Annotated in this window: 20 protein-coding genes; 13 read left to right on the top strand and 7 right to left on the bottom strand. The window is 57.6% G+C overall.

The annotated features are described in order from the left end of the window. Positions 1 to 138 precede the first annotated feature (138 nt). The 12 genes from CFN46_RS16340 (at position 139) to fabB (ending at position 12,258) form a co-directional block, all read left to right on the top strand. Positions 139 to 1,278, top strand: a complete 1,140-nt coding sequence (locus CFN46_RS16340; protein WP_088744165.1) for an NAD(P)/FAD-dependent oxidoreductase — start codon at positions 139 to 141, stop codon at positions 1,276 to 1,278. Between the two features lie 89 nt (positions 1,279 to 1,367). Next, a complete protein-coding gene (locus CFN46_RS16335) occupies positions 1,368 to 1,751 on the top strand; it encodes a sirohydrochlorin chelatase (protein ID WP_024952764.1) in 384 nt (127 codons plus the stop codon). Between the two features lie 273 nt (positions 1,752 to 2,024). Then, on the top strand, positions 2,025 to 2,936 hold the full coding sequence (locus tag CFN46_RS16330; protein ID WP_024952763.1) for a MerR family transcriptional regulator: 912 nt from the start codon (positions 2,025 to 2,027) through the stop codon (positions 2,934 to 2,936). Between the two features lie 49 nt (positions 2,937 to 2,985). Further along, complete coding sequence (gene phrB / locus CFN46_RS16325) at positions 2,986 to 4,464, top strand: deoxyribodipyrimidine photo-lyase (protein ID WP_088744164.1); 1,479 nt, start codon at positions 2,986 to 2,988, stop codon at positions 4,462 to 4,464. A 73-nt stretch (positions 4,465 to 4,537) separates the two neighbouring features. Next, positions 4,538 to 5,008: a nuclear transport factor 2 family protein gene (locus tag CFN46_RS16320; RefSeq protein ID WP_246116616.1), complete on the top strand. Its 471-nt coding sequence runs from the start codon at positions 4,538 to 4,540 to the stop codon at positions 5,006 to 5,008. Positions 5,009 to 5,130: 122 nt separating this feature from the next. Next, positions 5,131 to 5,934 carry an SDR family oxidoreductase gene (locus CFN46_RS16315; RefSeq protein WP_088744163.1) on the top strand — a complete coding sequence of 268 codons (804 nt, stop codon included), beginning with the start codon at positions 5,131 to 5,133 and terminating at the stop codon, positions 5,932 to 5,934. Positions 5,935 to 6,023: 89 nt separating this feature from the next. Then, positions 6,024 to 7,370 (top strand): NAD(P)/FAD-dependent oxidoreductase, encoded by a 1,347-nt coding sequence (locus CFN46_RS16310; protein ID WP_088744162.1) that lies wholly within the window; start codon positions 6,024 to 6,026, stop codon positions 7,368 to 7,370. Continuing rightward, a complete protein-coding gene (locus CFN46_RS16305) occupies positions 7,370 to 8,179 on the top strand; it encodes a DUF1365 domain-containing protein (RefSeq protein WP_035160193.1) in 810 nt (269 codons plus the stop codon). The genes CFN46_RS16310 and CFN46_RS16305 overlap by 1 nt, the downstream gene beginning before the upstream one ends. 31 nt (positions 8,180 to 8,210) lie before the next feature. Then, the gene (locus CFN46_RS16300; protein ID WP_088744161.1) at positions 8,211 to 9,494 is read left to right on the top strand and encodes a cyclopropane-fatty-acyl-phospholipid synthase family protein; all 1,284 of its coding nucleotides are present in this window, start codon (positions 8,211 to 8,213) and stop codon (positions 9,492 to 9,494) included. A 2-nt stretch (positions 9,495 to 9,496) separates the two neighbouring features. Beyond that, positions 9,497 to 10,024: a DUF2878 domain-containing protein gene (locus tag CFN46_RS16295; protein WP_024952759.1), complete on the top strand. Its 528-nt coding sequence runs from the start codon at positions 9,497 to 9,499 to the stop codon at positions 10,022 to 10,024. A gap of 487 nt (positions 10,025 to 10,511) precedes the next feature. Continuing rightward, entirely contained in the window at positions 10,512 to 11,027 is a 516-nt protein-coding gene (gene fabA / locus CFN46_RS16290) for a 3-hydroxyacyl-[acyl-carrier-protein] dehydratase FabA (protein ID WP_024952758.1), read from the top strand. 13 nt (positions 11,028 to 11,040) lie between these two features. Next, a complete protein-coding gene (fabB, locus tag CFN46_RS16285; protein WP_088744160.1) occupies positions 11,041 to 12,258 on the top strand; it encodes a beta-ketoacyl-ACP synthase I in 1,218 nt (405 codons plus the stop codon). A gap of 118 nt (positions 12,259 to 12,376) precedes the next feature. Here the strand turns inward: fabB and CFN46_RS16280 are convergent, their stop codons facing one another. The 5 genes from CFN46_RS16280 to CFN46_RS16260 form a co-directional block, all read right to left on the bottom strand. Then, positions 12,377 to 13,096 (bottom strand): 1-acyl-sn-glycerol-3-phosphate acyltransferase, encoded by a 720-nt coding sequence (locus CFN46_RS16280; RefSeq protein WP_051511012.1) that lies wholly within the window; start codon positions 13,094 to 13,096, stop codon positions 12,377 to 12,379. A gap of 60 nt (positions 13,097 to 13,156) precedes the next feature. Next, on the bottom strand, positions 13,157 to 14,041 hold the full coding sequence (locus tag CFN46_RS16275; RefSeq protein ID WP_024952756.1) for a sugar nucleotide-binding protein: 885 nt from the start codon (positions 14,039 to 14,041) through the stop codon (positions 13,157 to 13,159). Positions 14,042 to 14,103: 62 nt separating this feature from the next. After that, positions 14,104 to 16,605, bottom strand: coding sequence for a bifunctional diguanylate cyclase/phosphodiesterase (locus tag CFN46_RS16270; RefSeq protein WP_088744159.1), 2,502 nt, complete (start codon positions 16,603 to 16,605; stop codon positions 14,104 to 14,106). A 400-nt stretch (positions 16,606 to 17,005) separates the two neighbouring features. Beyond that, positions 17,006 to 17,665: a single-stranded DNA-binding protein gene (locus CFN46_RS16265; protein ID WP_024950678.1), complete on the bottom strand. Its 660-nt coding sequence runs from the start codon at positions 17,663 to 17,665 to the stop codon at positions 17,006 to 17,008. An 87-nt stretch (positions 17,666 to 17,752) separates the two neighbouring features. Then, complete coding sequence (locus CFN46_RS16260; RefSeq protein ID WP_024950677.1) at positions 17,753 to 19,168, bottom strand: MFS transporter; 1,416 nt, start codon at positions 19,166 to 19,168, stop codon at positions 17,753 to 17,755. Positions 19,169 to 19,374: 206 nt separating this feature from the next. Between CFN46_RS16260 and uvrA the strand changes: the two genes are divergently transcribed. Next, positions 19,375 to 22,263 carry an excinuclease ABC subunit UvrA gene (gene uvrA, locus CFN46_RS16255; protein WP_088744158.1) on the top strand — a complete coding sequence of 963 codons (2,889 nt, stop codon included), beginning with the start codon at positions 19,375 to 19,377 and terminating at the stop codon, positions 22,261 to 22,263. Positions 22,264 to 22,459: 196 nt separating this feature from the next. Here uvrA and rplQ read toward each other — a convergent pair whose 3' ends face one another. Together rplQ and rpoA are read right to left on the bottom strand one after the other, a co-directional pair. Continuing rightward, positions 22,460 to 22,846, bottom strand: coding sequence for a 50S ribosomal protein L17 (gene rplQ, locus CFN46_RS16250; RefSeq protein WP_024950676.1), 387 nt, complete (start codon positions 22,844 to 22,846; stop codon positions 22,460 to 22,462). 46 nt (positions 22,847 to 22,892) lie between these two features. Then, positions 22,893 to 23,891, bottom strand: coding sequence for a DNA-directed RNA polymerase subunit alpha (gene rpoA / locus CFN46_RS16245; protein WP_024950675.1), 999 nt, complete (start codon positions 23,889 to 23,891; stop codon positions 22,893 to 22,895). Positions 23,892 to 23,918: the final 27 nt, after the last annotated feature.

Raw genomic sequence — 23,918 nt, 5'->3', positions numbered from 1 at the left:
TTCATCTGCGAATACTGTACCTCTCAATTCTCCTACCAAAACTATACCTTTATTGTACAATTGAGTGCCAAGAAGTTAACTTCAGCGCAGCACATCTTTATCCGGCACGTATATGCCGCCGTTCACAGAGGTCGCTCGATGTCAGTATCGTCCATCGCCATCATCGGTGCCGGTATCGCCGGCTTGTCTGCTGCCGCTCATCTGGCCGCCGCCGGCCATGCGGTCACCCTCTTTGAGAAGGCACGTGGCCCTGGTGGACGTCTCGCGAGTCGCCGCACACCGGATGGACCCATTGATATCGGAGCCCAATACTTCACGGCACATGATCCACGCTTCATTGCAGCGCTCAACGACTGGCAAGCGGCTGGCATTGTCGCGCCGTGGGGCGAGCGGCTACTAGGGCTTGGTGACGAAGGATGGCAGCCCTTGCAGGACCAGCAGCCACCACGCTTCGTGGCCAGCCCACGCATGAGCGCGCTGAGCCGGTATCTGAGCGAGCGGCTGCCATCCAGTGTGCAGTTTCACGCCAATGCACGCGTCACGCGGCTGATACCGACCGAAGAGGGTCGTTGGCAGTTGGAGACTGTCGAGGGTGAGCTGCATGGTCCCTTTCATCGCGTCATGATCACGGCACCAGCCCCCCAAGCCAGCGCGCTACTCGCCACGGCAGGGACTGACGAAAATGGGGTGGCGCGCTCAGTGGACTCCTTGGCACCTCGCCTCAGCGCAGTACTGGCAAAGGTAGAGATGGCGCCCACCTGGACAGTAATGGCAGCGCTCGATACAACGTTGCCCGCACTGGGTGGCCAGCAGGACTGGCAGGGGTTATTGGTGAGTCGTGGCAATGACGTGCCACTGCGCTGCGTGATGCGTCAGCACTCGCGCCCGGGACGCGCTGCGCTGCGCAATGCCCAAGACGACCAGACTCGCACACCCGCTCAGGAAATCCTGAGTATTCTGGCGACTGCAGGCTGGAGTAAAGCGCATCTTGAAGACAGTCCCGAGCAGGTCACTGCCGCTCTCTGGCAAGCCTTTGAGGCGCTTCCTGAGATCGCCACGCTACCGAAGAACTGGCATGAGGGCAGGATCACATTGACGGCGCATCGCTGGCGCTATGCTCATCCGACCCAATGCGCGCCACAGACTGCATTCGAACACACCGCTAGCCAGCACGGCTTGATACTTGCCGGTGATTGTCTGCGTGGCCCCCGTGTCGAAGATGCCTGGCTATCCGGACGTGAAGCCGCCGAGCAGCTGATGGCTGAGCCAAGAAAGTAGCGGAAAGAGCCGCCAGCGAATGCCGCTGGCCAGCAGCACACCGGTAACTGATACGCTGCATCCGATGCCCTATTCACGAGGAAGCTTGCATGACCACCACTCCCGATAGCAGCGACGCCCTGATCCTGCTGGCCCACGGCTCACGAGACCCACGCTGGCGCGAGCCGTTTGAGGCGCTCGAGACCGCACTGGCAACACGACTGAAGCGTCCGACACGCCTGGCTTACATGGAGCTATGTGATCCGCTGCTGACAGATACTATCGATGCACTGGCAGCCCACGGCGCGACACGTATCGACATCCTGCCATTGTTCTTTGCGGCGGGTCGGCATCTACGTGAAGACGTACCGACAATGCTCGAGGTTTCTCAGCGCGAACACCCGGAATGCCCCATCACGCTGCTGGACCCTGTCGGCGCACACCCTGCCTTTGTCGAGGCCTTGATTCAGATTGTGGAACAACAGGACCACTAAGATATTGCACGAAAAGTGACGGCGTGACGGCCACCACCAGCGGTGCGGTGCGCTACCTGAGCATGCGTGTTGACGATGCGACGCAGTTTGACGGTATATGCCACTTGTCAGGGTCAGGCTGCTGCGCCATCCTGATGCCCACATGTACAGCTAGTGCACAAGATGCATTGCCGGTATCCCGCAGCTCTGTGAGCGCGCCACTTTTTTACTCTGTGTCGCCCTGACCTGTGCTTCATCCGGGATGCCTCGTCACCGCAAGAGGTAACACCATTCATGACTGACAAGGCCACGGAAATTGCCAGCTCTCCGCTCTTTCCGATCCGCGAAGTCTCACGCCTGACCGGCGTCAACTCGGTCACGCTGAGAGCTTGGGAGCGTCGTTACGGGCTGATCGAACCGCGTCGCACTCCCAAGGGGCATCGTCTATATGCCCGTGAGGATATCGAGCGCATTGAGCATATTCTGCAGTGGCTCAACCGCGGTGTGCCAGTCAGTCAGGTGCGCGAACTACTCGACCAGCCACAACCGGAAGCGGCTCCGATGCCTGATGAAGGCAGCTGGAGCGGCCAACAGCAGCTGGCGATGGCTGCGATTGACGCACTGGACGAGACGCGGCTGGCAGAGCTCTATAACCAGAGCCTCGCGCTGTATCCGGTCAGTAGTGTGGTTGAGCGTCTGTGGCGGCCACTGGTCGAGCAGCTGGAAGAACGTGGCAACGCCACCTTTGGTGTACGCCTGTCCCAGTGCTTTTTCGAGAGCTTCTTGCGCTCGCGCGTCGGTGCCCGCTTGGTCTTTGCCAATCAGGAACGCCACGCCCCACATATCACGGTGACACGTCTGCCCGACGAGCCGGGACTGTGCTGGTTGTTACTGTTTGCACTGGTCGCCAGCGACGCCGGCTATCACGTCAGTCTGCTGGATGGTCCGTTGCCGCTGGCCGAGCTGCCACTGGCGGCTGAACGCCTTCAAGCACAGGCCGTGATTCTGGTCGGCACTCAGGCAGAACGTACCGATGTCATGCGCCGCCAGCTACCGCGCGTGGCAGAACAGTTGTCAGTGCCGTTGGCCATCACCGGCCCGGCAGCCCAAATTCGTCAGCAGGAGCTGGTGGGTGGGCCTGTTGAAGGCCTAGGCGCCGACCCCATTCAGGCGGTTGCTCGCTTAAGGTCGCTGATAGCCCGCTGAGCTCAACACTCCTGCGCGAGACTTACGTCATCATCGCCAAGGAGTTTGCATGCCCACTTCCTCTACCTCTCCCGACTCCTCCGCATCTGCGGAGGTATCCCTGCAGCTGGTCTGGCTGCGCAGCGACCTACGCGTACATGACAACACCGCGCTTGCGGCCGCCGCGGAGCGTGGCCCGGTGGTAGTGGTGGTCACGCCCTGTTATCCGCAATGGCGACAGCATGGTCACGGTGCCAACAAGCTCGACTTTCTGCGCCGTGGCTTACACGTGCTGCAGCAGGCGCTCGCTGGCTACCACATACCTCTCAAGGTAATCGACTGCGACACCTTTGCAGAGATTCCCGAGGTACTGGCAGCGCTCTGCGCATCACTGAACGTTGCGGCGCTGCACTTCAATGATGAGTACGCCATCAATGAGCAGATACGCGACGCGGCCGTCCGCCGGCGTCTCGCTGATCTGGATATTCGCCTGCATCACTACACCGACATGATCGCCTTCGCACCGGGCGAATTGCTGACCGGAAAAGGCGACTACTACGGTGTCTTCACGCCGTTTTCCAAACGCTGGCATAAAGACCTCGAGGCGCGTCGACTCAAGCTGGCTCCTGCTCCCGGGGTACAAGCGACTCCGCTCGATCCACACGGCCAGGCCATCCAGGGCGATGCGATTCCTTCCCTGCCACACGATCTTCCCGTGCCAGTGGATGCCAGCCTGTGGCCCGCAGGCGAAGACGCGGCCCAGGAGCGCCTCGAACGCTTCATGACCTTCCGGGCTCGTCGTTACCATGAACAACGCGATCTACCGGCTACGCGCGGCACCAGTGAGCTATCCGCTTATCTGGCGCTAGGCATGATTTCGGCGCGCCAGTGTTACGCAGCGGTACTGGCAGAAAACGGCAGCCTGTCCGATGGCGATGTCGGCCTGACGGCCTGGGTCAATGAATTGATCTGGCGTGAGTTCTATCAGCACATCCTCATCGGCTTCCCGCGCGTCAATCGCCACCGACCCTTCCAGCGCCATACCGAAGCACTTGCCTGGCGTGATGATGATGCAGGCTTCGACGCCTGGTGCGAGGGCCGTACCGGTTATCCACTCGTCGATGCCGCCATGCGCCAACTGACCAGCACAGGCTGGATGCACAATCGCTTGCGCATGGTAACGGCGATGTTCCTGACCAAGCATCTGCTGATCGACTGGCGACGCGGTGAAGCCTTCTTCATGGAACATCTCGTTGATGGTGAGCTCGGCGCCAACAATGGTGGTTGGCAGTGGGCGGCTTCTACCGGCACCGATGCGGCGCCCTATTTCCGAATTTTCAATCCGACGACGCAGGGCGAGCGCTTCGACAAGGACGCTGAGTTCATCGCCAGTCTTGTACCAGAATTATCCAGCCTGCCCGCCAAGCGCCGTCATCAACCCAGTGATGAAGATCGTCACGCGTGCGGCTATCCGCGCCCGATCGTCGATCACAAGGCGGCTCGCCTGCGTGCACTAGATGCCTTCAAAGCACTGTCAAAAGGCAATTGATCTTGCGATTTGCGTGATTATCGGAAGAGCAGAATCACTCGCACTCTCTCACCTCCTACCCAGGATCATTGTCATGCAGGCACTCCCCCAAGACATGAGTCCGGCATTGATACGCGTCTGCCGACTTTACGAAAAGCTGGACAAGACCTCTACAGAACTGCTGAAATCAGTCTATGCCACTGATATAACCTTCCGTGATCCACTACATGAAGTGCAGGGCATTCGTGCCCTCAACGCTTACTTCGCCGAACTTTATGCCAATGTCGACTCGATCGAGTTTGCCTTTCATCAGCCGCTCGGGCCGTTAAACAGTGGGGACGAAGGTCATGAGTCGGGGCTAGCGTGGCTGAGCTGGACCATGACCTACCGCCACCCGCGTCTGAATCGCGGGCTGGACATAACAGTAGAAGGGGCATCACGGCTCGAGTTTCATGAGGGGCACGTCATTCATCATCGCGATTTCTTTGATGCTGGCGAGCTGCTTTACGAGCAACTGCCTGTCCTGCGTAACGTGATTGGCCTACTCAAGCGCCGGCTAGGGTGAGTGCAACAGAAAGTGCAGCCGGCAGTTCAGCAAGCAGTAGATAGTGCAATGGAAGATGGCAGTGGCATCTGAATATGCATAACAGACGTTACTCCCAGCAGGATGTCATCCAAGGAGATTGAATGACCAGTCATGGTACGCCCCCCCAACCAGCCGCACGCAAACGTATCTGGCTGACAGGTGCCAGTTCCGGCATCGGAGAAGGCTTGGCGCGACGACTGCTGGCCGACGGCCATCGAGTCGCCATCAGTGCGCGCTCGACCGACAAGCTGGAAGCGCTCGCCCAGGCAGCTGCCAATGGACCGGGCGAGGCACTGGTGGTGACACTAGACCTCACTGATCGCGACGCCATCTGTCAGGCTGCAGTGAAGATAGAGGAAAGTTTCGGCGGCCTGGACATGCTGCTGCTCAATGCCGGCACCTGTGAATATCTCGATGCCCGTGATTTTGAGGCAAACCTCGTGCAGCGGGTATTTGCGACAAACTTTCACGCTGCCATTGATGTCATCGAAAGCGCGCTACCGCTATTGCGCGTAGCAGTCGCCGAGGGCGGTGAACGCCCACAACTGGCAGCCGTCTCCAGTGCATCTGCTTATTTACCGCTGCCACGCGCCGAAGCTTACGGCGCGTCAAAGGCGGCACTCAGCTACTTCCTTGAGTCACTGCGATTGGACCTGGATGCACAAAACATCGATGTGAGCATCATTCATCCGGGATTTGTGAAAACGCCGCTGACGGAACGCAATGACTTTCCGATGCCGGTGCAAGTGACCACCGGGCAAGCCGTGGAGGCCATTCTCAAGGGACTTGCCAAGCATCGACTCGATATACATTTTCCTAAGCGCTTCACTCTGCTGGTCAAGCTGTTAGGCATTCTGCCGCAGCCATTACGGCGGCGTATTGGGCTACGCATGACACGTAGTTGACCCAAGGCATTCTCTGCCAATCAAGATATTGCTACCCAGTACTTGTCAGTCGCCTTTGTGGACATACTTTTATTCATATCAGGAGTGGCATGAATACATCCTCTTCGCGTTCATCGGCAGGCTTGCCTCGCCAACGCATTGCCGTAATTGGCAGTGGTATCAGTGGTATGGCGGCGGCCTACTACCTCGCCCGTCATCATGAGGTGCATGTCTTCGAATCTGCGGAGCGGCTGGGGGGCCATACCGCCACCATGGACGTGGAAACTCCTGATGGACGCGAATGGGCAATCGATACCGGCTTCATTGTCTTCAATGATCGTACCTACCCTCATTTCCAGCGCCTGCTAGCGCAGCTCGGAGTAGCGTATCAGCCGACTGAGATGAGCTTCTCGGTGCACTCGACCACTCAGGACTTCGAGTACAACGGCCACACTCTGCTGTCGCTGTTCGCCCAGAAGCGCAATGTGCTGCGCCCCCGCTTCTACCGCCTCTTGCGCGACATCATGCGCTTCAACACTCAAGCCGCCGCTGACCTCGACAATGGCGTACTGACCGAAGGCGCGACGCTGGGTGAGTATCTTGATACCAAGCGCTACTCACAGGTATTCCGCGACTACTATCTACTGCCGATGGGTGCTGCCATCTGGTCCGCCAGCATTGAGGACATCGCAGGCTTCCCGCTGATCTTTTTTGTGCGCTTCTTCCGTAACCATGGCCTGCTGTCAGTCAATGACCGCCCTCAGTGGTTTACGTTGGAAGGAGGATCACGCGCCTACATTCCCCGGCTGACCGAGCCCTATGCCGAACGCATCCATCTCGGCTGCGAACTGCGCCGTATCACTCGGGATACAGACGGCGTGACGCTGGAGCACTCCGATGGTCGCAGCGAACGCTTCGATCAAGTCGTGCTGGCTTGCCATGCACCACAGGCTCTCGCGCTGCTGGGCGATGCCAGCGATGTCGAACGCGAGGTCCTTTCGGCCATCACGACCCAGCGCAATGAAGTGGTCATGCATACTGACACCTCCCTCCTGCCCAAAAGACGAGCTGCCTGGGCGAGCTGGAACTATCGCCTCGATGGCAGAGAAGATGCACAGCGTGTCAGCGTCACCTATGACATGAATATCCTGCAGTGCCTCGACGATGCCGAGCATCCACCACGCGATACCTTCTGCGTGACGCTCAACGATAGCGACGCCATTGATCCAGACAAGGTGCTTGGGCGTTATGCCTATGACCACCCCCGTTTCACGCTACACGCAGAAGCGGCCAAGGCACGTTTTGCCGAGATTTCGGCGGTCGAAGGCTATGTAGGAGGTCCAGTGGGGCGTACGCATTTCTGTGGCGCTTGGTGGCGTAACGGCTTCCATGAAGACGGTGTATGGAGTGCCCTGCGGGTCGCAGAAGCTCTAGGCGCCAGCGAGGCAGACGACTGATGACACCCGCCAGCTGCATCGGCTACGGCACGTTGCGCCATCGACGCCACTCGCCCCGTGAGCATGCCTTTCGCTATCGCGTGGCCATGGCTTGGCTAGCACTGGATGAGATGCCAATGCTGATGAATGGCCAACGATTCATTAGCGCCAGTCACGCTGCGCCGCTGGCCTTCCGCGAGCGTGATCATCTGCCGGCAAGTATCCATGGCCTATCTGCCGGCTCTCTCGAGGAGCGAGTCCGCGAAGCTTGCGCTCGTGAACTGACACGCGCGGGCGATGACGCCCTACTGCCCACAGGACGTATCTTTCTGCTCACACAGCTACGACATTTCGGCGTTGGCTTTAATCCGATTCGGCTCTACTACCTCTATACCCAAGAAGGTCAGCTAGGTGCCGTACTCGGCGAAGTCACCAGTATTCCGTGGGGCGAGCGAGTGCTATACGCCTGGCGTACTGATACGCAGCGCCGTGTTCAGGCAGCATGCTTCGACAAGCGCATGCATGTGTCGCCCTTCATGCCGATGGGCATGCGCTATCACTGGCGCTTCAATGATCCTTCCGATGGTCAGTTGTTGCTACACATGGAAAACCACCCACTCACCGATGACACGAGGCGTATTCCCAAACAGGTCGTCTTCGATGCAAGCCTGAGCCTGGCGCTCGAGCCGGCAACCCCTCGCGCCCTGACCCGACTGTTACTGCGCTTCCCCTGGATGACGCTCAAGACCGTAGCAGGCATTCATTTCGAAGCGCTACGTCTGGCGATCAAGCGTGTCCCGATATTCGATCGCCCACGCACCCAGTCATAGTCTCAGTACCTGTCATGAGGAACCCATCATCATGAGTCATTTCGAATCCGTACCGCCCCGTCCTTCGACGACCCGTCTTTCGACGGACCGTCTGACTCGTCTGCTGCGTCCACGCCTGTTACGCATGCTGGATTCGCTGGAGGGTGGCACCTTGACCGTACTGGAAGGCCATGAATGCCAAATGCTGGGCAAGGGTGGGCCGCGCAATGTCACGCTGCGCATCAACGACTCGCGCGCCTGGCGGCGCATGGCATTGGGGGGCACCGTTGCTGCCGCAGAAGCCTACATGGACGGCCAATGGGAAGCGGATGATCTCGTCGGTCTTATCCGTCTGTTCGCCTTCAACCTGGAGCAGGTCAATAGCTCCGTGGATAGCGGTACCTCACGCTTCTCCAAGTGGGCACTCAGTGTGGCTTATGCGTTGGCGCGCAATACATTGCAGGGCTCGAAGCGCAACATCTCGGCCCATTACGATCTCGGCAACAACCTGTTCACGCTGTTTCTCGATAATGAACATCGCATGTATTCCTCTGCTGTATTCCCTCACCCAGAGGCCAGCCTGGAGGAGGCGTCGGCTCACAAACTGGAGCGGCTGTTCGACATGCTAGAGCTGGGGCCAGATCATCACCTGCTGGAGATCGGGACAGGCTGGGGCGGACTTGCCCTGCACGCCGCCAAGACGCGTGGCTGTCGTGTCACTACCACCACGATCTCCGATGAACAGCATGCCTACACGGCGAAGAGAATTGCCGAGGAAGGGCTTGGAGATCGCATCACTCTGCTCAAGCAGGATTATCGAGCACTGGAAGGTCGCTTCGACCGCATCGTCTCGGTGGAGATGATCGAAGCCGTGGGCCACCAGTACCTGCCTACCTACCTGAAGACGCTCGAGCGCCTGCTGACACATGATGGCTTGATCGCTCTGCAGGCCATCACGATCCGTGACCAGCGTTTTGCGGCCGCGCGCCGCGAGATGGACTTCATCAAGCGCTACATCTTCCCCGGCGGCTTCTTGCCCTCACATGGTGCCATTCTGACCGCCATGCAGCGCGACACTCAGCTCAACCTGCTGCAGCTCGAAGATATCGGGTTGCACTATGCGGCCACTCTGAAGGCATGGGGGGAGCGCTTTGAGTCACGATTGGGAGAGGTTTACGCGCAGGGTTATGACGAGCGCTTTGTCCGCATGTGGCGCTACTATCTGGCTTACTGCGAAGGGGGGTTCCGTGAGCGCACCATCGGTACTTGTCAGTTATTGATGGGCGGGCCTGGCGCACGTCCAGCCCAGGTCGGCCTGACAGATTGGAACGCCTGAGCATGCTGGCACCTCAGGCACGCGCACTACTCAATGCCGGGCTGTTTCAGCTCGGTTGGTTCAGTTGTGTCATGGGAGGGCCGCTAATCGCCACACTGGTAGCGCCGTTGATATTGGTACTTCATCTGACAATAGTGGTTCCTGCTCATCAGCGTATGCGGGAATTACGCTGGCTGATCGGCTTTACAGCACTGGGAATGGTGGTTGATGGCAGCCTGTCATTGGCAGGCGGATATACACTGCCAGCACAGGCCTCTGATGGCATTACTACCTGGCTACCGCTGCCCGTCTGGATGTGGTGGTTATGGCCACTGTTCGCTAGCACCATTCATCACGCGCTCTCCTGGCTATGGCAGCGTCCATGGCTGGCAGCAGTAGGCGGAGCCGTCAGTGCTCCACTCTCCTACTACGGTGGCGCGCAGCTCGCGGGCATCGGGCTTGCAGATTGGCTGCTACCGGTGCAGGCACTGATCTGGGCTGGGCTGTGCCTAGGCATTACTCGCCTGCATCCAGGCCGGTCAACGACCTGACTGCCAGACCCTTATCGCTTACAGAGCTGATGCCTGATGCCTGATGCCTGATGCCTGATGCCTGATGCCTGATGCCTGATGCCTGATGCCTGATGCCTCACAACTCTATCACGCTGCGGCAAGAGACAGCTGACCAGCTTCATAGCCAACAAGGCGCTCAATCCCGGTTGAAAGAGGCTTGCGGCCACATACGAGACTCTCGGCCAAAGGGATAATATCAAAGGAACATCATTGTCATGGGTTGGCGACCTTCGACTCGAGACTCCTCGAACTGTCGACACCTGCATGAGAATGTTATGCCACACTGGTGATACACCTCGTCCTATCGACCGCTGCAGTCCAAGCTGTAGGACATATTTGCACCTTGCCCTCCTGCCCTTTAGTCTGACCCCCACGTGCATTCACGGGGGCCAGCCATTAGACTAGCCCCATTCGGGCGCCGATGCGCCTCGTACGGTATAACCATCCCGCTACTCGGAATGACTCAGTGACCAAGCAACACTCCTTTACTCACGACGAGCTGCTGGCCTGTGGCCAGGGCGAACTCTTCGGCCCAGGCAATGCTCAACTGCCTGCCCCTAACATGCTGATGCTTGATCGCATCACTCACATCAGTGAGGAAGGCGGTAGCCACGGCAAAGGCCAGCTGATTGCTGAGCTGGATATCTCCCCGGACCTGTGGTTCTTTGACTGCCACTTCCCGGGTGATCCGGTGATGCCTGGCTGCCTGGGTCTTGATGCCATGTGGCAACTGGTAGGCTTCCACCTCGGCTGGCTCGGCAATCCGGGACGCGGCCGCGCACTGGGCTGCGGTGAGGTCAAGTTCTCTGGCCAGGTTTTGCCGACGGCCAAGAAAGTGACCTATACCATCAACATCAAGCGAGTCATTACTCGCAAGCTGATCCTCGGCATTGCTGATGGTACAGTGACTGTTGATGGCCGCGACATCTATCAGGCCAACGACCTTCGCGTCGGTCTGTTCACCTCCACTGCGAACTTCTGAACGGGAGGCTCCCATGCGTAGAGTGGTAGTCACCGGGCTGGGCATTGTTTCCTGCCTGGGCAACGATCGCCAGCAGGTCCTGGATTCGCTCCGCGAAGGGCGTTCTGGTATCCGCCGCAAAGAGGAATACGCCGAACTGGGCTTCCGTAGCCAAGTTGCAGGCGTTGTCGACATTAACCTCGAGGACCATATCGATCGCAAGCAACTGCGCTTCATGGGTGATGCGGCAGCTTATGCCTACATCTCCATGGCGCAGGCGATTGCCGATTCTGGCCTCAGTGAAGAGCAGGTTTCAAACGAGCGTACCGGCCTCATCGCTGGCTCGGGCGGCGCCTCCTCCGCGAATCAGGTCGAGGCTGCAGATATCATGCGTGCCAAGGGCCTGCGTCGTGTCGGACCGTACCGTGTGACCCGCACCATGGGTTCCACCGTTTCTGCCTGTCTGGCCACACCGTTCAAGATCAAGGGGCTCAATTATTCGATCTCCTCAGCTTGTGCGACGTCGGCTCACTGTATTGGCAGCGCGGTTGAACAGATTCAGCTGAACAAGCAGGACGTGGTGTTTGCCGGTGGCGGTGAAGAAGAGCACTGGACCCTGTCCTGCCTGTTCGACGCCATGGGAGCCCTCTCCACCAGCTACAACGATGTACCGGAAACAGCCTCACGCCCGTACGACAAGACCCGCGATGGGTTTGTCATTGCAGGCGGTGGCGGCATGTTGGTACTGGAAGAGCTGGAGCATGCCAAGGCACGCGGCGCCAAGATCTATGCCGAAGTGACTGGCTATGGCGCGACTTCCGATGGCCACGATATGGTCGCTCCGTCCGGCGAAGGTGCAGCACGCTGCATGCGTCAGGCGATGGCAACCGTAAATGGAAAGATCGACTACATCAATACTCACGGCACCTCGACGCCAGTGGGTGATGTCGCCGAACTCAAAGCCATTCAGGAAGTCTTCGGTGCAGCCAGCCCGGCGATGAGCTCGACCAAATCGCTGACTGGCCACTCGCTGGGTGCGACTGGCGTGCAAGAAGCCATCTATTCACTGCTGATGATGGAGAACGACTTCATTGCCGCCTCCGCCAATGTCAGTGAACTGGATGACCGTGCTGCTGGTCTCGACATCGTCACGACTCGTCGTGACGGCGTGAAGATCGATCGTGTACTGTCTAATAGCTTCGGCTTCGGTGGTACCAATGCCTGCCTGATTCTGGAACGCTTCCAGGATTGATCAGTGCGAAAGGCCGTCATGCAGTAACCGGTACGATGTAAAAAGGCCGCCCTTCGGGGCGGCCTTTTTGTTGGCGCATACTGCGGGGATTACCTTGACGCTGGCATGGCGCCAAAAACTAGGCACCGACACTATCCGCCGGAGCTTCGGCCTCTAGCGGTGGGCGCTGTACCTGAGAGATTTCCGCCAGCGTTGCCTCAACCCACGCCTCAGCTTCAGCGACTACCACGTCCGGCTTACGTCCTGTCGTTTCGATGGCAGGACCAAATACGACATTGAGCGTACCAGGTTGTTTGATCCAACTATCGTTGGGCCAGATTTCACCAGCGTTGTGGGCAACTGGCACGACCGGTACGCCTGCACGACACGCGATGGCAGCACCGGACTTGTTGAACTTCTTACGGTGGCCCGGCGCGATGCGAGTTCCCTCAGGGAAGATCAGTACGGTGAAGCCATCCTTCAGGCGCTGCGTGCCAACGGTCAGCACCTGCTTGAGTGCCTTGGCAGGCTGAGTGCGGTCCAGCGGTATCGGCTCCAGCAGCTTCAAGCCCCATCCAAAGACAGGAATCTTGAGCAATTCCTGCTTGAGCACAGTACACAACGGACGCTTTACGACCTGAAGATAGATGGTTTCCCACTCGCTTTGATGATTGGCCAGCAGCACACAAGCGCCTTCGGGAACCTGTTCACGGCCGCTGACGTTTACAGTGACGCCACAGGTCAAACGAAACCACCACAGCACAATGTGATTGTAACTGTGCAATACACGATAACGTGCCTGAAGCGGCAAACAGGCGGCCAGCGGTACCAGTACTACGGCGCTCAGCAGCAGCGCCATAAAATAACCAAAGTAAAACAACACACTACGCACCGCATTCACAGGCTTGATCTCCGCATGTCAGGTAGGGTCAGAAATAGGGGCGGTCGGTGCGCGCTGCGCAATCCAATCATCCAGCAAACGAGAGAGCTCAAGACGCCATGGCTTCTGATGGACACCAAAAGTCTCTAGTACGCGTCGGCAGTTGAGAACTCGGCGAAGGGGCGTACCTGAATTCAGCGTCAGTGCCTTGAGCGAGCCCGGCGTAACCGCTTCGCCAATACCTTCAAGACGCGTGACTAGCTGAGTGCGCACGATACTCACGAAAGCATAGGTGCTGATAGGCTCGGTACCGGCCAGATGATAGGCACCCCAGGAGTCTGCGCCACAACGTTGCTGCTGCAACATTCCTATCAAGGCCATCGCCACTGCATCGACACTGGTCGGGCACAGTATGACATCTTCGGCAGCACGAATTTCTTTTCCTGCCAGTAAGCGCTCGATCAACGTCGGCAGCCAAGCATCTCGACCATCGGGGCCGAACAGTGGACCAAGGCGTACGATCAGATGATGCGGCAGCTCAGCGCGGATCCGGTCCCCCGTCGCGATGACGCGTCGCAGAGCAGTATCGATAGGCGAAGGAACTTCCTCTTCATCTAGCAGGCCCTCTCCACCCTGCTCGAACATCTGATCAGCCACGCACCACACCAGCGGAGTATCCGTCTCGATACAGGCAGCCAGCACCGCTTCTACCGCCTCAGCGTGAGCAGTGACATCTGCTGGTGCAGCATCAGCCGGGCTGACAAATGGCGGCACGATGACGACATCCGCCTGACAAGCACGAATATCCGTTGCGCCAATACGATCAGCATCGACGACATTAAGCTCAAGATCAGTGCGCGAACTGGCCGTACGCGCCAAGCCAAGGCTCAGGCAATGCCCAGCATCAAGCAGCAAGAGTTTCACAGGCACACTCCAGCAAACAGGCGCATCGATGCAAGAGGCGTCGATGCAAAGGCCACATTCTATCAACCTTGCAAGCTGGCTGCAGGCCCGTTGTCATGTGGTGTGCCTGAGGAAAGAGGGGAGCCCAGTGGCTTGGGGCGACCTACGCCATAACCCTGCACAAAATCGACGCCAATCTTTTCAAGTGCTGGTAGCAGCTCAATATGCTCGACATATTCTGCCACCGTGATAATGCCCACCTGAGCACAGATCTGGCAGATGGCAGAGACAATGGCGGCATCCAGACTGTCACGAGTGAGGTTGCGAACGAAGGCGCCGTCTATCTTGAGCTGATTGACCGGTAGCTCCTTGAGATAGGCAAAGGAAGACATGCCGCTACCAAAATCATCCAGCGAGAAGCTACACCCCAAGCGGCGAAGGCTATAGATGAATTCACGGGCCTGTGCCAAATCTCTGATGGCTGCCGTTTCGGTAATCTCAAAACACAACCGCTGAGGCTCAACCGAACTCTGGCTCACCAGCTCAATCAACTGATCACGTAATTTCAAATCTCCCAGGCTCTGCTCCGAGAGATTGATCGCCAAAATGGCATCCGGCTCAATGCGCCCATCATCTGCCTCCAGCACCTGAAGTGCCTCAGTGACGACCCAGATATCGATAGCAGACATTAAGCCAAAACGTTCCGCAGTGGCCATGAAATGAGCAGGTGCAAGATGCTCGCCCGTATCACTGATATAGCGCAGTAGTACCTCATAGTAAGGCTGTTCGGCCGGCGCACTCAGTGAACGAATCGGCTGGATATAAAGCGTGAAGCGATTATGCTCCAATGCCTCATGCAGCAACGGTAGCCATTGCACTTCGCGCTGCGCTCGCTCAAGACTGGCATCACCGTCCAAATAGCCGTGCACCTGATTACGTCCATTCTGCTTGGCTATATAACAGGCGGCATCGGCTTGACGCAGGACATCAGAGGGTTGGTGCTCTCCCCCTTTTGGCGCCACACCGATACTGACTCCCAGCTGGAACGGACGCCCTTCATCGTAATAACGGTACTGACCTACTGCGACACACAATGCGTCGGCCCGCTCCATTGCCTGCTCCCGAGTGCAGCGATACAACAGGATGGCAAACTCATCTCCTCCCAAGCGCGCCAACACATCAGAATCACGTACATGTGAGCGCATCAGAGAGGATATCTCACGCAGCACCGTGTCTCCGGCAGCATGACCACAGGTGTCATTGACGACCTTGAAGAAGTCCAAATCCAGATATAGAAGCTGATGACACTCACCATCATCATTCGATGTATTCAGTGCCTCATCGAAGGCGCTGCGATTATGCAAGCCTGTCAGGCTGTCATGGTGCGCCTGGAAGTTGAGGCGGCGAATCATGGCCTGACGGTAGCTGATATCGCGAAATACCAGCACGGCACCATCAATATCGCCATTACGATGGCGCACAGGTGATGCCTTCAGCTCCACTGCACATTCACTCCCATCGCGTGCGACTAGCAGCGTCTGAGTAGACATATGCACTACCTCGCCATGACTCAATACGCCATCAAACTGAGCATCCAGCGACTGGAGCGTACCTTCATGGCGTAGCTGCAGAATACGCGCCCAAGGCCGCCTTCTCGCCAGTGATGGATTCCAGCCGCACAGCCCTGCTGCAATCGGGTTGATATGTCGAATCAGCCCGTCGCTATCGAGACTGATCACTCCTTCATCAATCGAGTCCAACATTACCGCGACCTGATCACGCTCATGACGCAGCTCTTGAGTACGATTCACCAGTAAATCGTTAACACGTGAGCGGTAGTGATGACTGCGCCGGATACGCTGCTCAGCTCCAATCGCCAGCAACGTCAGCCCTAGCACCAATAGCGTCGCCATACCGATGGCAAGCGCCAGCCAGAGATGCTGGCCGTCCTCAGGCACAAGCTCCAAGAGAGGGGGGGTCGCAAGAGGCACCATTTGCATTGCTGCCATACCGAGATAATGCATCCCGGAAATACCCAGGCCCATCAGTCCCGCTGCAAGCGCCTGACATGCTCTGCGTGGCCGGCGCTGACGCAGGAAGACGCCCCCGACCCACAACCCTGCAGTCGATGCCCCAATGGCGATTAGAATCGAGAGCGACAACAACAACGCATCATACTGATACGTCATATCCATCTGCATCGCCGCCATACCGGTGTAGTGCATCATCGCGGTGCCACTGCCCATCACGAGCCCACTGCCAGCCAAGAGAGGGAGCGTCAGGCGCGGTAAGGTATTGACCCACAGCGCCAGTCCCGACGACAACACCGCAATTAGCATCGATAATGCTGTTAGCTCTACCCCGTATGAAATCGGCCTACCTGTCTCGTATGCCAACATGCCGATGAAGTGCATAGACCAGATGCCAAGCCCCATCGCAAGCGCCCCTCCCAGCAACCAGCCGAGATTACTGGTACGCGATGTCGCTAACGCAACCTGATGGATGAGTTGCAACGCGGCATGAGATGCAAGCACAGCCACTACAATCGAAAGCATCACTAGAGGAGGGGAATAACTGCCATGCATGAATAACCTCAATCATCAGTGGCATGCCACAGTAGACAAGCAGTGTGGGCAAATACATCAATGGAAATAGCAGTCTATCCGCAGGCATCGTCGGAACGGACATTTTCCGTGCTCTGCTCTCAACGGCCTTCCGGTATTGATCAATACCAAGTGATAGTCTGCTGGCTACCCCCCTTTACGCTCGTCACGATGATGCAGATGTCATGCGATAAAAGATTCTTTCAACCTGAGAATGAGCTATCCGCATGCAGCATGCTCAACCTCCTCCACGTCTATCGGCTGCCATCCCGTCTTCTGAAATCAAAAAACCCCCGCGGAGCGAGGGCTTTCCATGATATGTCGCACAGTTATCTAGCAATTCACGCCGCGGTGACCTCTACCCCCTACAATTTAGCGTACCTTAAAACGGGATCTCATCATCGAAGTCATCAAAGCTACCCGCGGGCGGCGCGCCAAAGTTATTGTTCTGCTGGCTCGCTGGTTGAGCCGGACTGGACGATTGCTGTCCACCAAAGCCGTTACCCTGCTGCGGAGCAGATTGCTGACCACCAGAATTGCCGCCCTGTTGTTGAGCAGGCTGCTGACCACCGAAGTTTCCACCCTGCTGTGGAGCCGCGGCAGGCTGTGACGCTGCTTGTTGCTGGCCACCAAAGTTACCACCTTGCTGCGGCGGTGCCTGCTGCGGGCGCCCACCACCACTAAAGTTACCACCACCGCCTTCACCGCGCGTGTCGAGCATCTGCATATCGTTGGCCACGATCTCAGTGCTGTAGCGGTCGTTACCGTTTTGGTCCTGCCACTTGCGCGTCTGCAGACGACCTTCGATATACAGGCGCGAGCCCTTCTTGACGTACTGCTGAGCAACCTCTGCCAGCTTGTTGAACATCACTACCCGATGCCATTCAGTACGTTCCTGACGCTGACCGCTCTGACGATCATTCCAGGTATCGGTAGTAGCGAGGTTCAAGTTGCATACCGCGCTGCCAGATGGAGTGAAGCGAACTTCCGGGTCCTGGCCGAGATTGCCGATCAAAATGACCTTGTTTACGCCGCGAGCCATGAAAATTACTCCTGCAAATAGACCGATGCGCATCTCGCATCGGAGAAGGTATCGAGTGCACCGACAACAACTTGCCGGTGTCAGGGTTCAGCTAGCAGGCACCTCAGTACCTGCCGGAGTCTCATCGTCACGCTGGCGAGTAAAATGTGCCAACGCCTTATCATCTAGTGTATCGCGTGTGACCTTAAGGTAGGCGACCTGTTCCTCTCGCACTACCAGCGCCTCTTCCACGCCAGCGATCGCCAGCAGCTGGGATTGCAGCTCAACTGCCGACAAGTGAGATACTTCGCGGGATAGCCCCACAACTTCACTGGCCAGATGCCGCGGCGGTTGCATGCCCCAAACGGCCGCTAACCACAGCAGTGCCAACAGCCCCATGGCGATGAAAACGCCACTCAAGCCGAACTGGCCAGTCAACCAGCCTCCGCCAACACCGCCGACAAAGGCCCCGAGAAACTGACTGGTCGAATAAACGCCCATCGCTGTCCCCTTGGCGCCTGCCGGTGCCAGCTTGGAAATCATCGAGGGCAGCGTAGCCTCCAGTAGATTGAAGGCAACGAAGAACAACCACAGAACAGCGAGGAACATGGTCAAACCGGTATCCTCAATACCCTCTATGCCCAGTAATAGCAGGCTGATTGCAATGGTCGCGACCGCACCGAGGAAAACCGGCTTCATACGCCGATACTTCTCGGCCACAATGACCAAGGGAAGCATTGCGACAAATGCCAAGCCCATCAAGGGTAGATAAACCCAGCCATGATGTGCCGGCTCAATACCGAAGCTGACCAGCTGCTGAGGAATCGCCACGAAACAGGCCGTAAGGATCATGTGCAGCGCAAATATCGAGATATCCATCCGTAATAGCGCTGAATTAGCCAAGATGCCCTTGAGCTGGCGGCGATCAAGCCCCACATCCTGATGTTGACGCTTCGGTGCAGCAGGCACCAGCTTCCAGAGGACGAGTAGACTGGCAACAGCCATTACCGCGGTTAACCAGAAGACGCCCGATAGCCCAAAGGCATCAGCGGCCAAGGGACCAACCACCATGGCCAGCGCAAAAGCTAGACCAATCGACATGCCAATAGAGGCCATCGCGACAGTGCGAACCTCCTCACGCGTCTGATCGGCCAGCAGTGCCATGATGGCTCCGGCAACAGCGCCGCTCCCCTGCAAGCAACGCCCGAGGATGATCATCTCGATGCTGGTGGCTGTCGCAGCGACTACCGAGCCAAGAATGAATAGCCCAAGCCCGAAGCCAATGACGGCCTTGCGCCCAAGGCGGTCAGATAACCAGCCGAACGGTATCTGTAGTACGGCCTGAGTCAGGCCATAGCCACCAAGCGCAATGCCTACCAGCGTCGGCGTTGCACCAGCGAGATCGCGGGTGTATAGCGCCAATACTGGCAACACCATGAACAGTCCCATCATGCGCGTGGCGTAGAGGCTGGCAAGGCCAGCGATCGCACGGCGTTCAGGGCCTAGCAGTTGAGAGGTCTTCATGGGCGGCGGCGGGCTCCGGAGCATGACAGTCTAGAAAAGGAGGCCGACCATACGGGTCGCCAGAAAGTGCCGTTCACACGCAGTGCATGCGCGTCGGACTGCACATTCTAAGGCCCGCTTGACGGCTTTGAAAGCATGCAGCCTTTGCCGGGCGTTTCGCCCGCGCCTTATAATCGTTGCTTTTATCGACGCAGCCCGAGGTGGCAATGGACAGGATTCAGGTCAGGGGTGCACGCACCCACAACCTCAAGAACATCGACGTCGAACTGCCGCGTGACAAGCTCATCGTGGTAACGGGCCTTTCTGGCTCCGGCAAGTCCTCTCTTGCCTTTGACACGCTCTATGCCGAGGGACAGCGGCGCTACGTCGAATCACTGTCGACTTATGCACGTCAATTTCTATCGATGATGGAAAAGCCGGATATCGACCATATTGAAGGTCTATCACCGGCGATCTCCATCGAGCAGAAATCGACATCACACAATCCACGCTCCACTGTGGGAACCATCACCGAGATCTACGACTACCTACGCCTGCTCTATGCACGTGCTGGTACGCCGCGTTGCCCCGATCACGGCAATGATCTTGAAGCTCAGACTATCTCGCAGATGGTCGATCAGGCACTCGCTCTCCCCGAAGGCAGCAAGCTGATGCTGATGGCACCGGTAGTCAACGGCCGTAAGGGTGAGCATCTACAGCTGCTCTCCGAGCTACGCGCTCAAGGTTTCGTTCGCGCCCGCATCGACGGCGTCATTGTTGAGCTTGACGATCTCAAGCCGCTGGAAAAGAACAAGAAACACAACATCGAGGTTATCGTCGACCGCTTCAAGGTGCGTGAAGACCTCAAGCAGCGCCTGGCTGAGTCCTTCGAGACTGCGCTCAATCTGGCAGATGGCAGTGCACATCTGCACTTCATGGATGGCGAGCAGGAAGATCTCGTGTTCTCCTCGCGCTTCGCCTGTCCGGTATGCGGCTACGCCCTAGCCGAACTGGAACCACGCCTTTTCTCGTTCAATAACCCGGCGGGCGCTTGCCCGACCTGTGATGGCTTTGGGGTAAAGCAGTACTTTGATCCCGATAAGTTGATCAGTCATCCAGAGTTATCGCTAGCCGAAGGCGTCATCAAGGGTTGGGATCGCCGTAGCGTCTATTACTTCAGCCAACTGCAAGCCGTCGCCGAGCACTATGGATTCGCACTTGAAGCTGCATGGGAATCATTAAGTGACGAAGCGCGTAACGCTGTGCTCAATGGCAGCGGCCGCGAAGATATCGCTTTCAGCTACGTCAATGATCGTGGCCGCAAGGTTACTCGTGAGCACCCGTTCGAGGGCGTTCTGCCCAACATGAGCCGCCGTTACCGCGAGACGGAATCCAACATGGTACGCGAAGACCTTTCGCGCTATCTGGCCGTACAACCTTGCCCAAGCTGCGATGGCGCACGCCTACGTCGAGAAGCACGTAACGTCTACGTCGATAACCGCACGCTCTCTGAAGTAGTACGTCAGCCAATCGGTGAGGCCTGGAAGGAATTCGGCAAGATGAGCCTGCCGGGACGCAAGGGCGAGATTGCCGCCAAAATCGTCAGCGAGATCCAGGCGCGACTCGAGTTCCTCGTCAATGTCGGTCTCGACTATCTAACATTGGAGCGCAGTGCCGATACGCTGTCCGGTGGAGAAGCACAGCGTATCCGTCTGGCCAGCCAAATCGGCGCTGGGCTGGTAGGCGTCATGTACATCCTTGATGAGCCCTCAATCGGGCTTCATCAGCGTGACAATGACCGACTGCTCAAGACGTTGATTCATCTGCGCGACCTCGGCAATACCGTCATCGTGGTCGAGCATGACGAAGATGCTATTCGCGCTGCCGATCACGTACTCGATATTGGGCCCGGCGCCGGCGTGCATGGTGGTGAGATCGTCGCCCAAGGGACTCCTGCCCAAATCGAGGCTACGCCAGGCTCACTGACCGGTCAGTACCTGAGCGGCGCACGTGAAATCGCGGTACCTCCCTACCGGCTACCAGCCAATCCAGACAAGATGCTGCGCCTGAGCGGAGCCACGGGCAACAATCTGCAGAACGTGACGCTGGCAGTGCCTACCGGCCTACTGACCTGTATCACTGGCGTATCCGGCTCGGGCAAGTCGACGTTGATCAACGCAACCTTGATGCCATTGGCGGCACGCGAGCTCAATCGCGCGACGACTCTGACACCCGCTCCCTACGGTAAAATCGAAGGACTAGATCTGTTCGACAAGATGGTCGATATCGACCAGAGCCCTATCGGGCGTACACCTCGCTCCAACCCGGCCACCTATACCGGCATCTTTACGCCCATCCGTGAGCTGTTTTCGGGCACCCAAGAGGCACGTGCGCGTGGCTATAAGCCGGGCCGCTTCAGCTTCAACGTCAAGGGAGGCCGCTGCGAGGCCTGCCAAGGTGATGGCCTGATCAAGGTCGAGATGCATTTCCTACCCGACATGTACGTGCCCTGTGATGTCTGCAAGGCCAAACGCTACAATCGCGAAACACTCGAGGTGCAGTACAAAGGCAAGAACATCCATGAAGTGCTGGAAATGACGATCGAAGAGGCTCTGGAGTTCTTCTCACCAGTGCCTGCTATCGCGCGTCGTCTGCAGACACTCATGGACGTAGGGCTATCCTATGTACGCCTCGGCCAGAGCGCGATAACACTATCAGGTGGTGAAGCCCAGCGTATCAAGCTGGCTCGCGAACTAGCCAAGCGTGATACTGGCAAGACGCTCTACATCCTTGATGAGCCGACCACTGGTCTGCACTTCGAAGATATTCGTCAACTGCTGGTCGTCCTGCACCGCTTGCGTGATCATGGCAATACGGTGGTCGTGATCGAACACAATCTCGATGTCATCAAGACAGCTGACTGGTTGATCGATCTCGGGCCAGAAGGCGGTTCCGGTGGCGGACAGATCATTGCCGAAGGCACGCCGGAACAGTTAGCCACACAAGAGGTGTCACATACTGGGCGCTTCCTTGCCCCTTTGCTAGCACGTCAGGCAGCGAACAAAGCTGCAAAAGACAAGGCGGCTGGAAAAGCACGAAGACGACCACCAAAGTGACAGACTGAACAGGTAGATAGATACACTATGAAAGCCATCATCCACGGAGGGATGATGGCTTTTACTTGCAGCGAAAGTGCCTCAAAGAACCGGCCTTCGCGAGAGTGGTGTCGATGTGCATTACATGTAATGCACGCATAAAAAAAGGCCAACCCCTGGGGGTTGGCCTTTTCTTGTGGACGAAGCAAGCCGGAGCTTACTCTTCGCCCGCTGCCTCAGAGGCAACCGGACGATCGACCAGCTCGACGAATGCCATCGGGGCATTGTCACCGGTACGATAGCCGCACTTCAGGATACGCAGATAACCGCCCGGACGGGTGGTGTAGCGCGGGCCGAGCTCAGTGAAGAGCTTGCCGACCGCTTCCTTGGAGCGCGTGCGAGAGAACGCCAGACGGCGGTTCGCAACGGTGTCCTGCTTGGCCAGAGTGATCAGCGGCTCGATATAACGACGCAGTTCCTTGGCTTTCGGCAGGGTAGTCCTGATGACTTCGTGCTCTACCAGAGAGATGCACATGTTCTTGAACATGGCTTCACGGTGAGAGCTGGTACGGTTCAGGTGACGACCACTCTTACGATGACGCATGGTTGTGATTCCTTACCAGTCTGGGGCTTGAGCCGACCGGACTTCCTTAAGCGGAAGCCTTGTCGTCCTTCAGGCTTTGAGGCGGCCAATTTTCCAACCGCATGCCGAGGGACAGACCACGCGCGGACAGCACGTCCTTGATTTCATTCAAGGACTTCTTACCGAGATTCGGGGTCTTCAGCAGCTCAACTTCGGTGCGCTGAATGAGATCACCGATGTAGTAGATATTCTCGGCCTTGAGACAGTTCGCACTGCGAACGGTCAGCTCAAGATCGTCTACGGGACGGAGAAGAATCGGATCAATTTGATCTTCTTCTTCTTCGACTTCCTGTTCCTTGTCTGCTTCCAGATCAACGAAGGCGGCCAACTGCTCCTGCAAGATAGTTGCGGAGCGGCGAATCGCTTCTTCCGGATCCAGCGTGCCGTCGGTTTCCAGGTCAATCACCAGCTTGTCGAGGTTGGTACGCTGTTCAACACGCGCAGCCTCGACGGCATAGGAGACTCGGCGAACCGGCGTAAAGGTCGCATCCAGCTGGAGGCGGCCAATCGCACGAGATTCGTCATCTGCAGAAAGACGCGCATCAGCCGGTTCGTAGCCACGGCCACGAGCGACTTTGAGTTGCATCTTCAGCTCGCCACCATCATTCAGGTGAGCAATGACGTGATCCGGATTTACGATCTCAAGATCATGATCGCCAGCGATGTCGCCAGCAGTCACGATACCCGGGCCCTTCTTGTTCAGCGCCAGTACAGCTTCGTCGCGACCATGCATCTTGATGGCCACGTCCTTGAGGTTCAGCAGGATTTCAATCACATCCTCCTGCACCCCTTCAATGGCGCTGTACTCGTGCAGAACGCCTTCGATCTCAGCTTCCACGACGGCGCAGCCGGGCATGGAAGAAAGCAGGATGCGACGCAGAGCATTCCCCAGGGTGTGGCCAAAACCACGCTCGAAGGGCTCGAGGACGATCCGCGCATGATTGGCGCTGACTTCCTCGACCTTGATATCGCGAGGACGGAGAAACTCTGTCACTGAGCGCTGCATAAGAACACCTTTAAGGCTGCCAAACGG

Origin of the sequence: Cobetia sp. QF-1 (assembly GCF_002213105.1) — a bacterium.
GTDB lineage: Bacteria > Pseudomonadota > Gammaproteobacteria > Pseudomonadales > Halomonadaceae > Cobetia > Cobetia crustatorum.
This window is presented reverse-complemented; position numbering and strand designations above follow the sequence as displayed.

Excerpts from the sequence above, each read along its gene's own strand:
- CFN46_RS16310 (WP_088744162.1), top strand. The coding sequence starts at position 6,024 with ATGAATACATCCTCTTCGCGTTCATCGGCAGGCTTGCCTCGCCAACGC.
- uvrA (WP_088744158.1), top strand. The coding sequence starts at position 19,375 with ATGGACAGGATTCAGGTCAGGGGTGCACGCACCCACAACCTCAAGAAC.
- CFN46_RS16335 (WP_024952764.1), top strand. The coding sequence starts at position 1,368 with ATGACCACCACTCCCGATAGCAGCGACGCCCTGATCCTGCTGGCCCAC.
- CFN46_RS16340 (WP_088744165.1), top strand. The coding sequence starts at position 139 with ATGTCAGTATCGTCCATCGCCATCATCGGTGCCGGTATCGCCGGCTTG.
- CFN46_RS16300 (WP_088744161.1), top strand. The coding sequence starts at position 8,211 with ATGAGTCATTTCGAATCCGTACCGCCCCGTCCTTCGACGACCCGTCTT.
- CFN46_RS16260 (WP_024950677.1), bottom strand. The coding sequence starts at position 19,168 with ATGAAGACCTCTCAACTGCTAGGCCCTGAACGCCGTGCGATCGCTGGC.
- rplQ (WP_024950676.1), bottom strand. The coding sequence starts at position 22,846 with ATGCGTCATCGTAAGAGTGGTCGTCACCTGAACCGTACCAGCTCTCAC.
- CFN46_RS16320 (WP_246116616.1), top strand. The coding sequence starts at position 4,538 with ATGCAGGCACTCCCCCAAGACATGAGTCCGGCATTGATACGCGTCTGC.
- CFN46_RS16315 (WP_088744163.1), top strand. The coding sequence starts at position 5,131 with ATGACCAGTCATGGTACGCCCCCCCAACCAGCCGCACGCAAACGTATC.
- CFN46_RS16330 (WP_024952763.1), top strand. The coding sequence starts at position 2,025 with ATGACTGACAAGGCCACGGAAATTGCCAGCTCTCCGCTCTTTCCGATC.
- phrB (WP_088744164.1), top strand. The coding sequence starts at position 2,986 with ATGCCCACTTCCTCTACCTCTCCCGACTCCTCCGCATCTGCGGAGGTA.
- CFN46_RS16305 (WP_035160193.1), top strand. The coding sequence starts at position 7,370 with ATGACACCCGCCAGCTGCATCGGCTACGGCACGTTGCGCCATCGACGC.
- CFN46_RS16270 (WP_088744159.1), bottom strand. The coding sequence starts at position 16,605 with ATGCATGGCAGTTATTCCCCTCCTCTAGTGATGCTTTCGATTGTAGTG.
- CFN46_RS16265 (WP_024950678.1), bottom strand. The coding sequence starts at position 17,665 with ATGGCTCGCGGCGTAAACAAGGTCATTTTGATCGGCAATCTCGGCCAG.
- fabB (WP_088744160.1), top strand. The coding sequence starts at position 11,041 with ATGCGTAGAGTGGTAGTCACCGGGCTGGGCATTGTTTCCTGCCTGGGC.
- CFN46_RS16295 (WP_024952759.1), top strand. The coding sequence starts at position 9,497 with ATGCTGGCACCTCAGGCACGCGCACTACTCAATGCCGGGCTGTTTCAG.
- rpoA (WP_024950675.1), bottom strand. The coding sequence starts at position 23,891 with ATGCAGCGCTCAGTGACAGAGTTTCTCCGTCCTCGCGATATCAAGGTC.
- CFN46_RS16280 (WP_051511012.1), bottom strand. The coding sequence starts at position 13,096 with ATGGCGCTGCTGCTGAGCGCCGTAGTACTGGTACCGCTGGCCGCCTGT.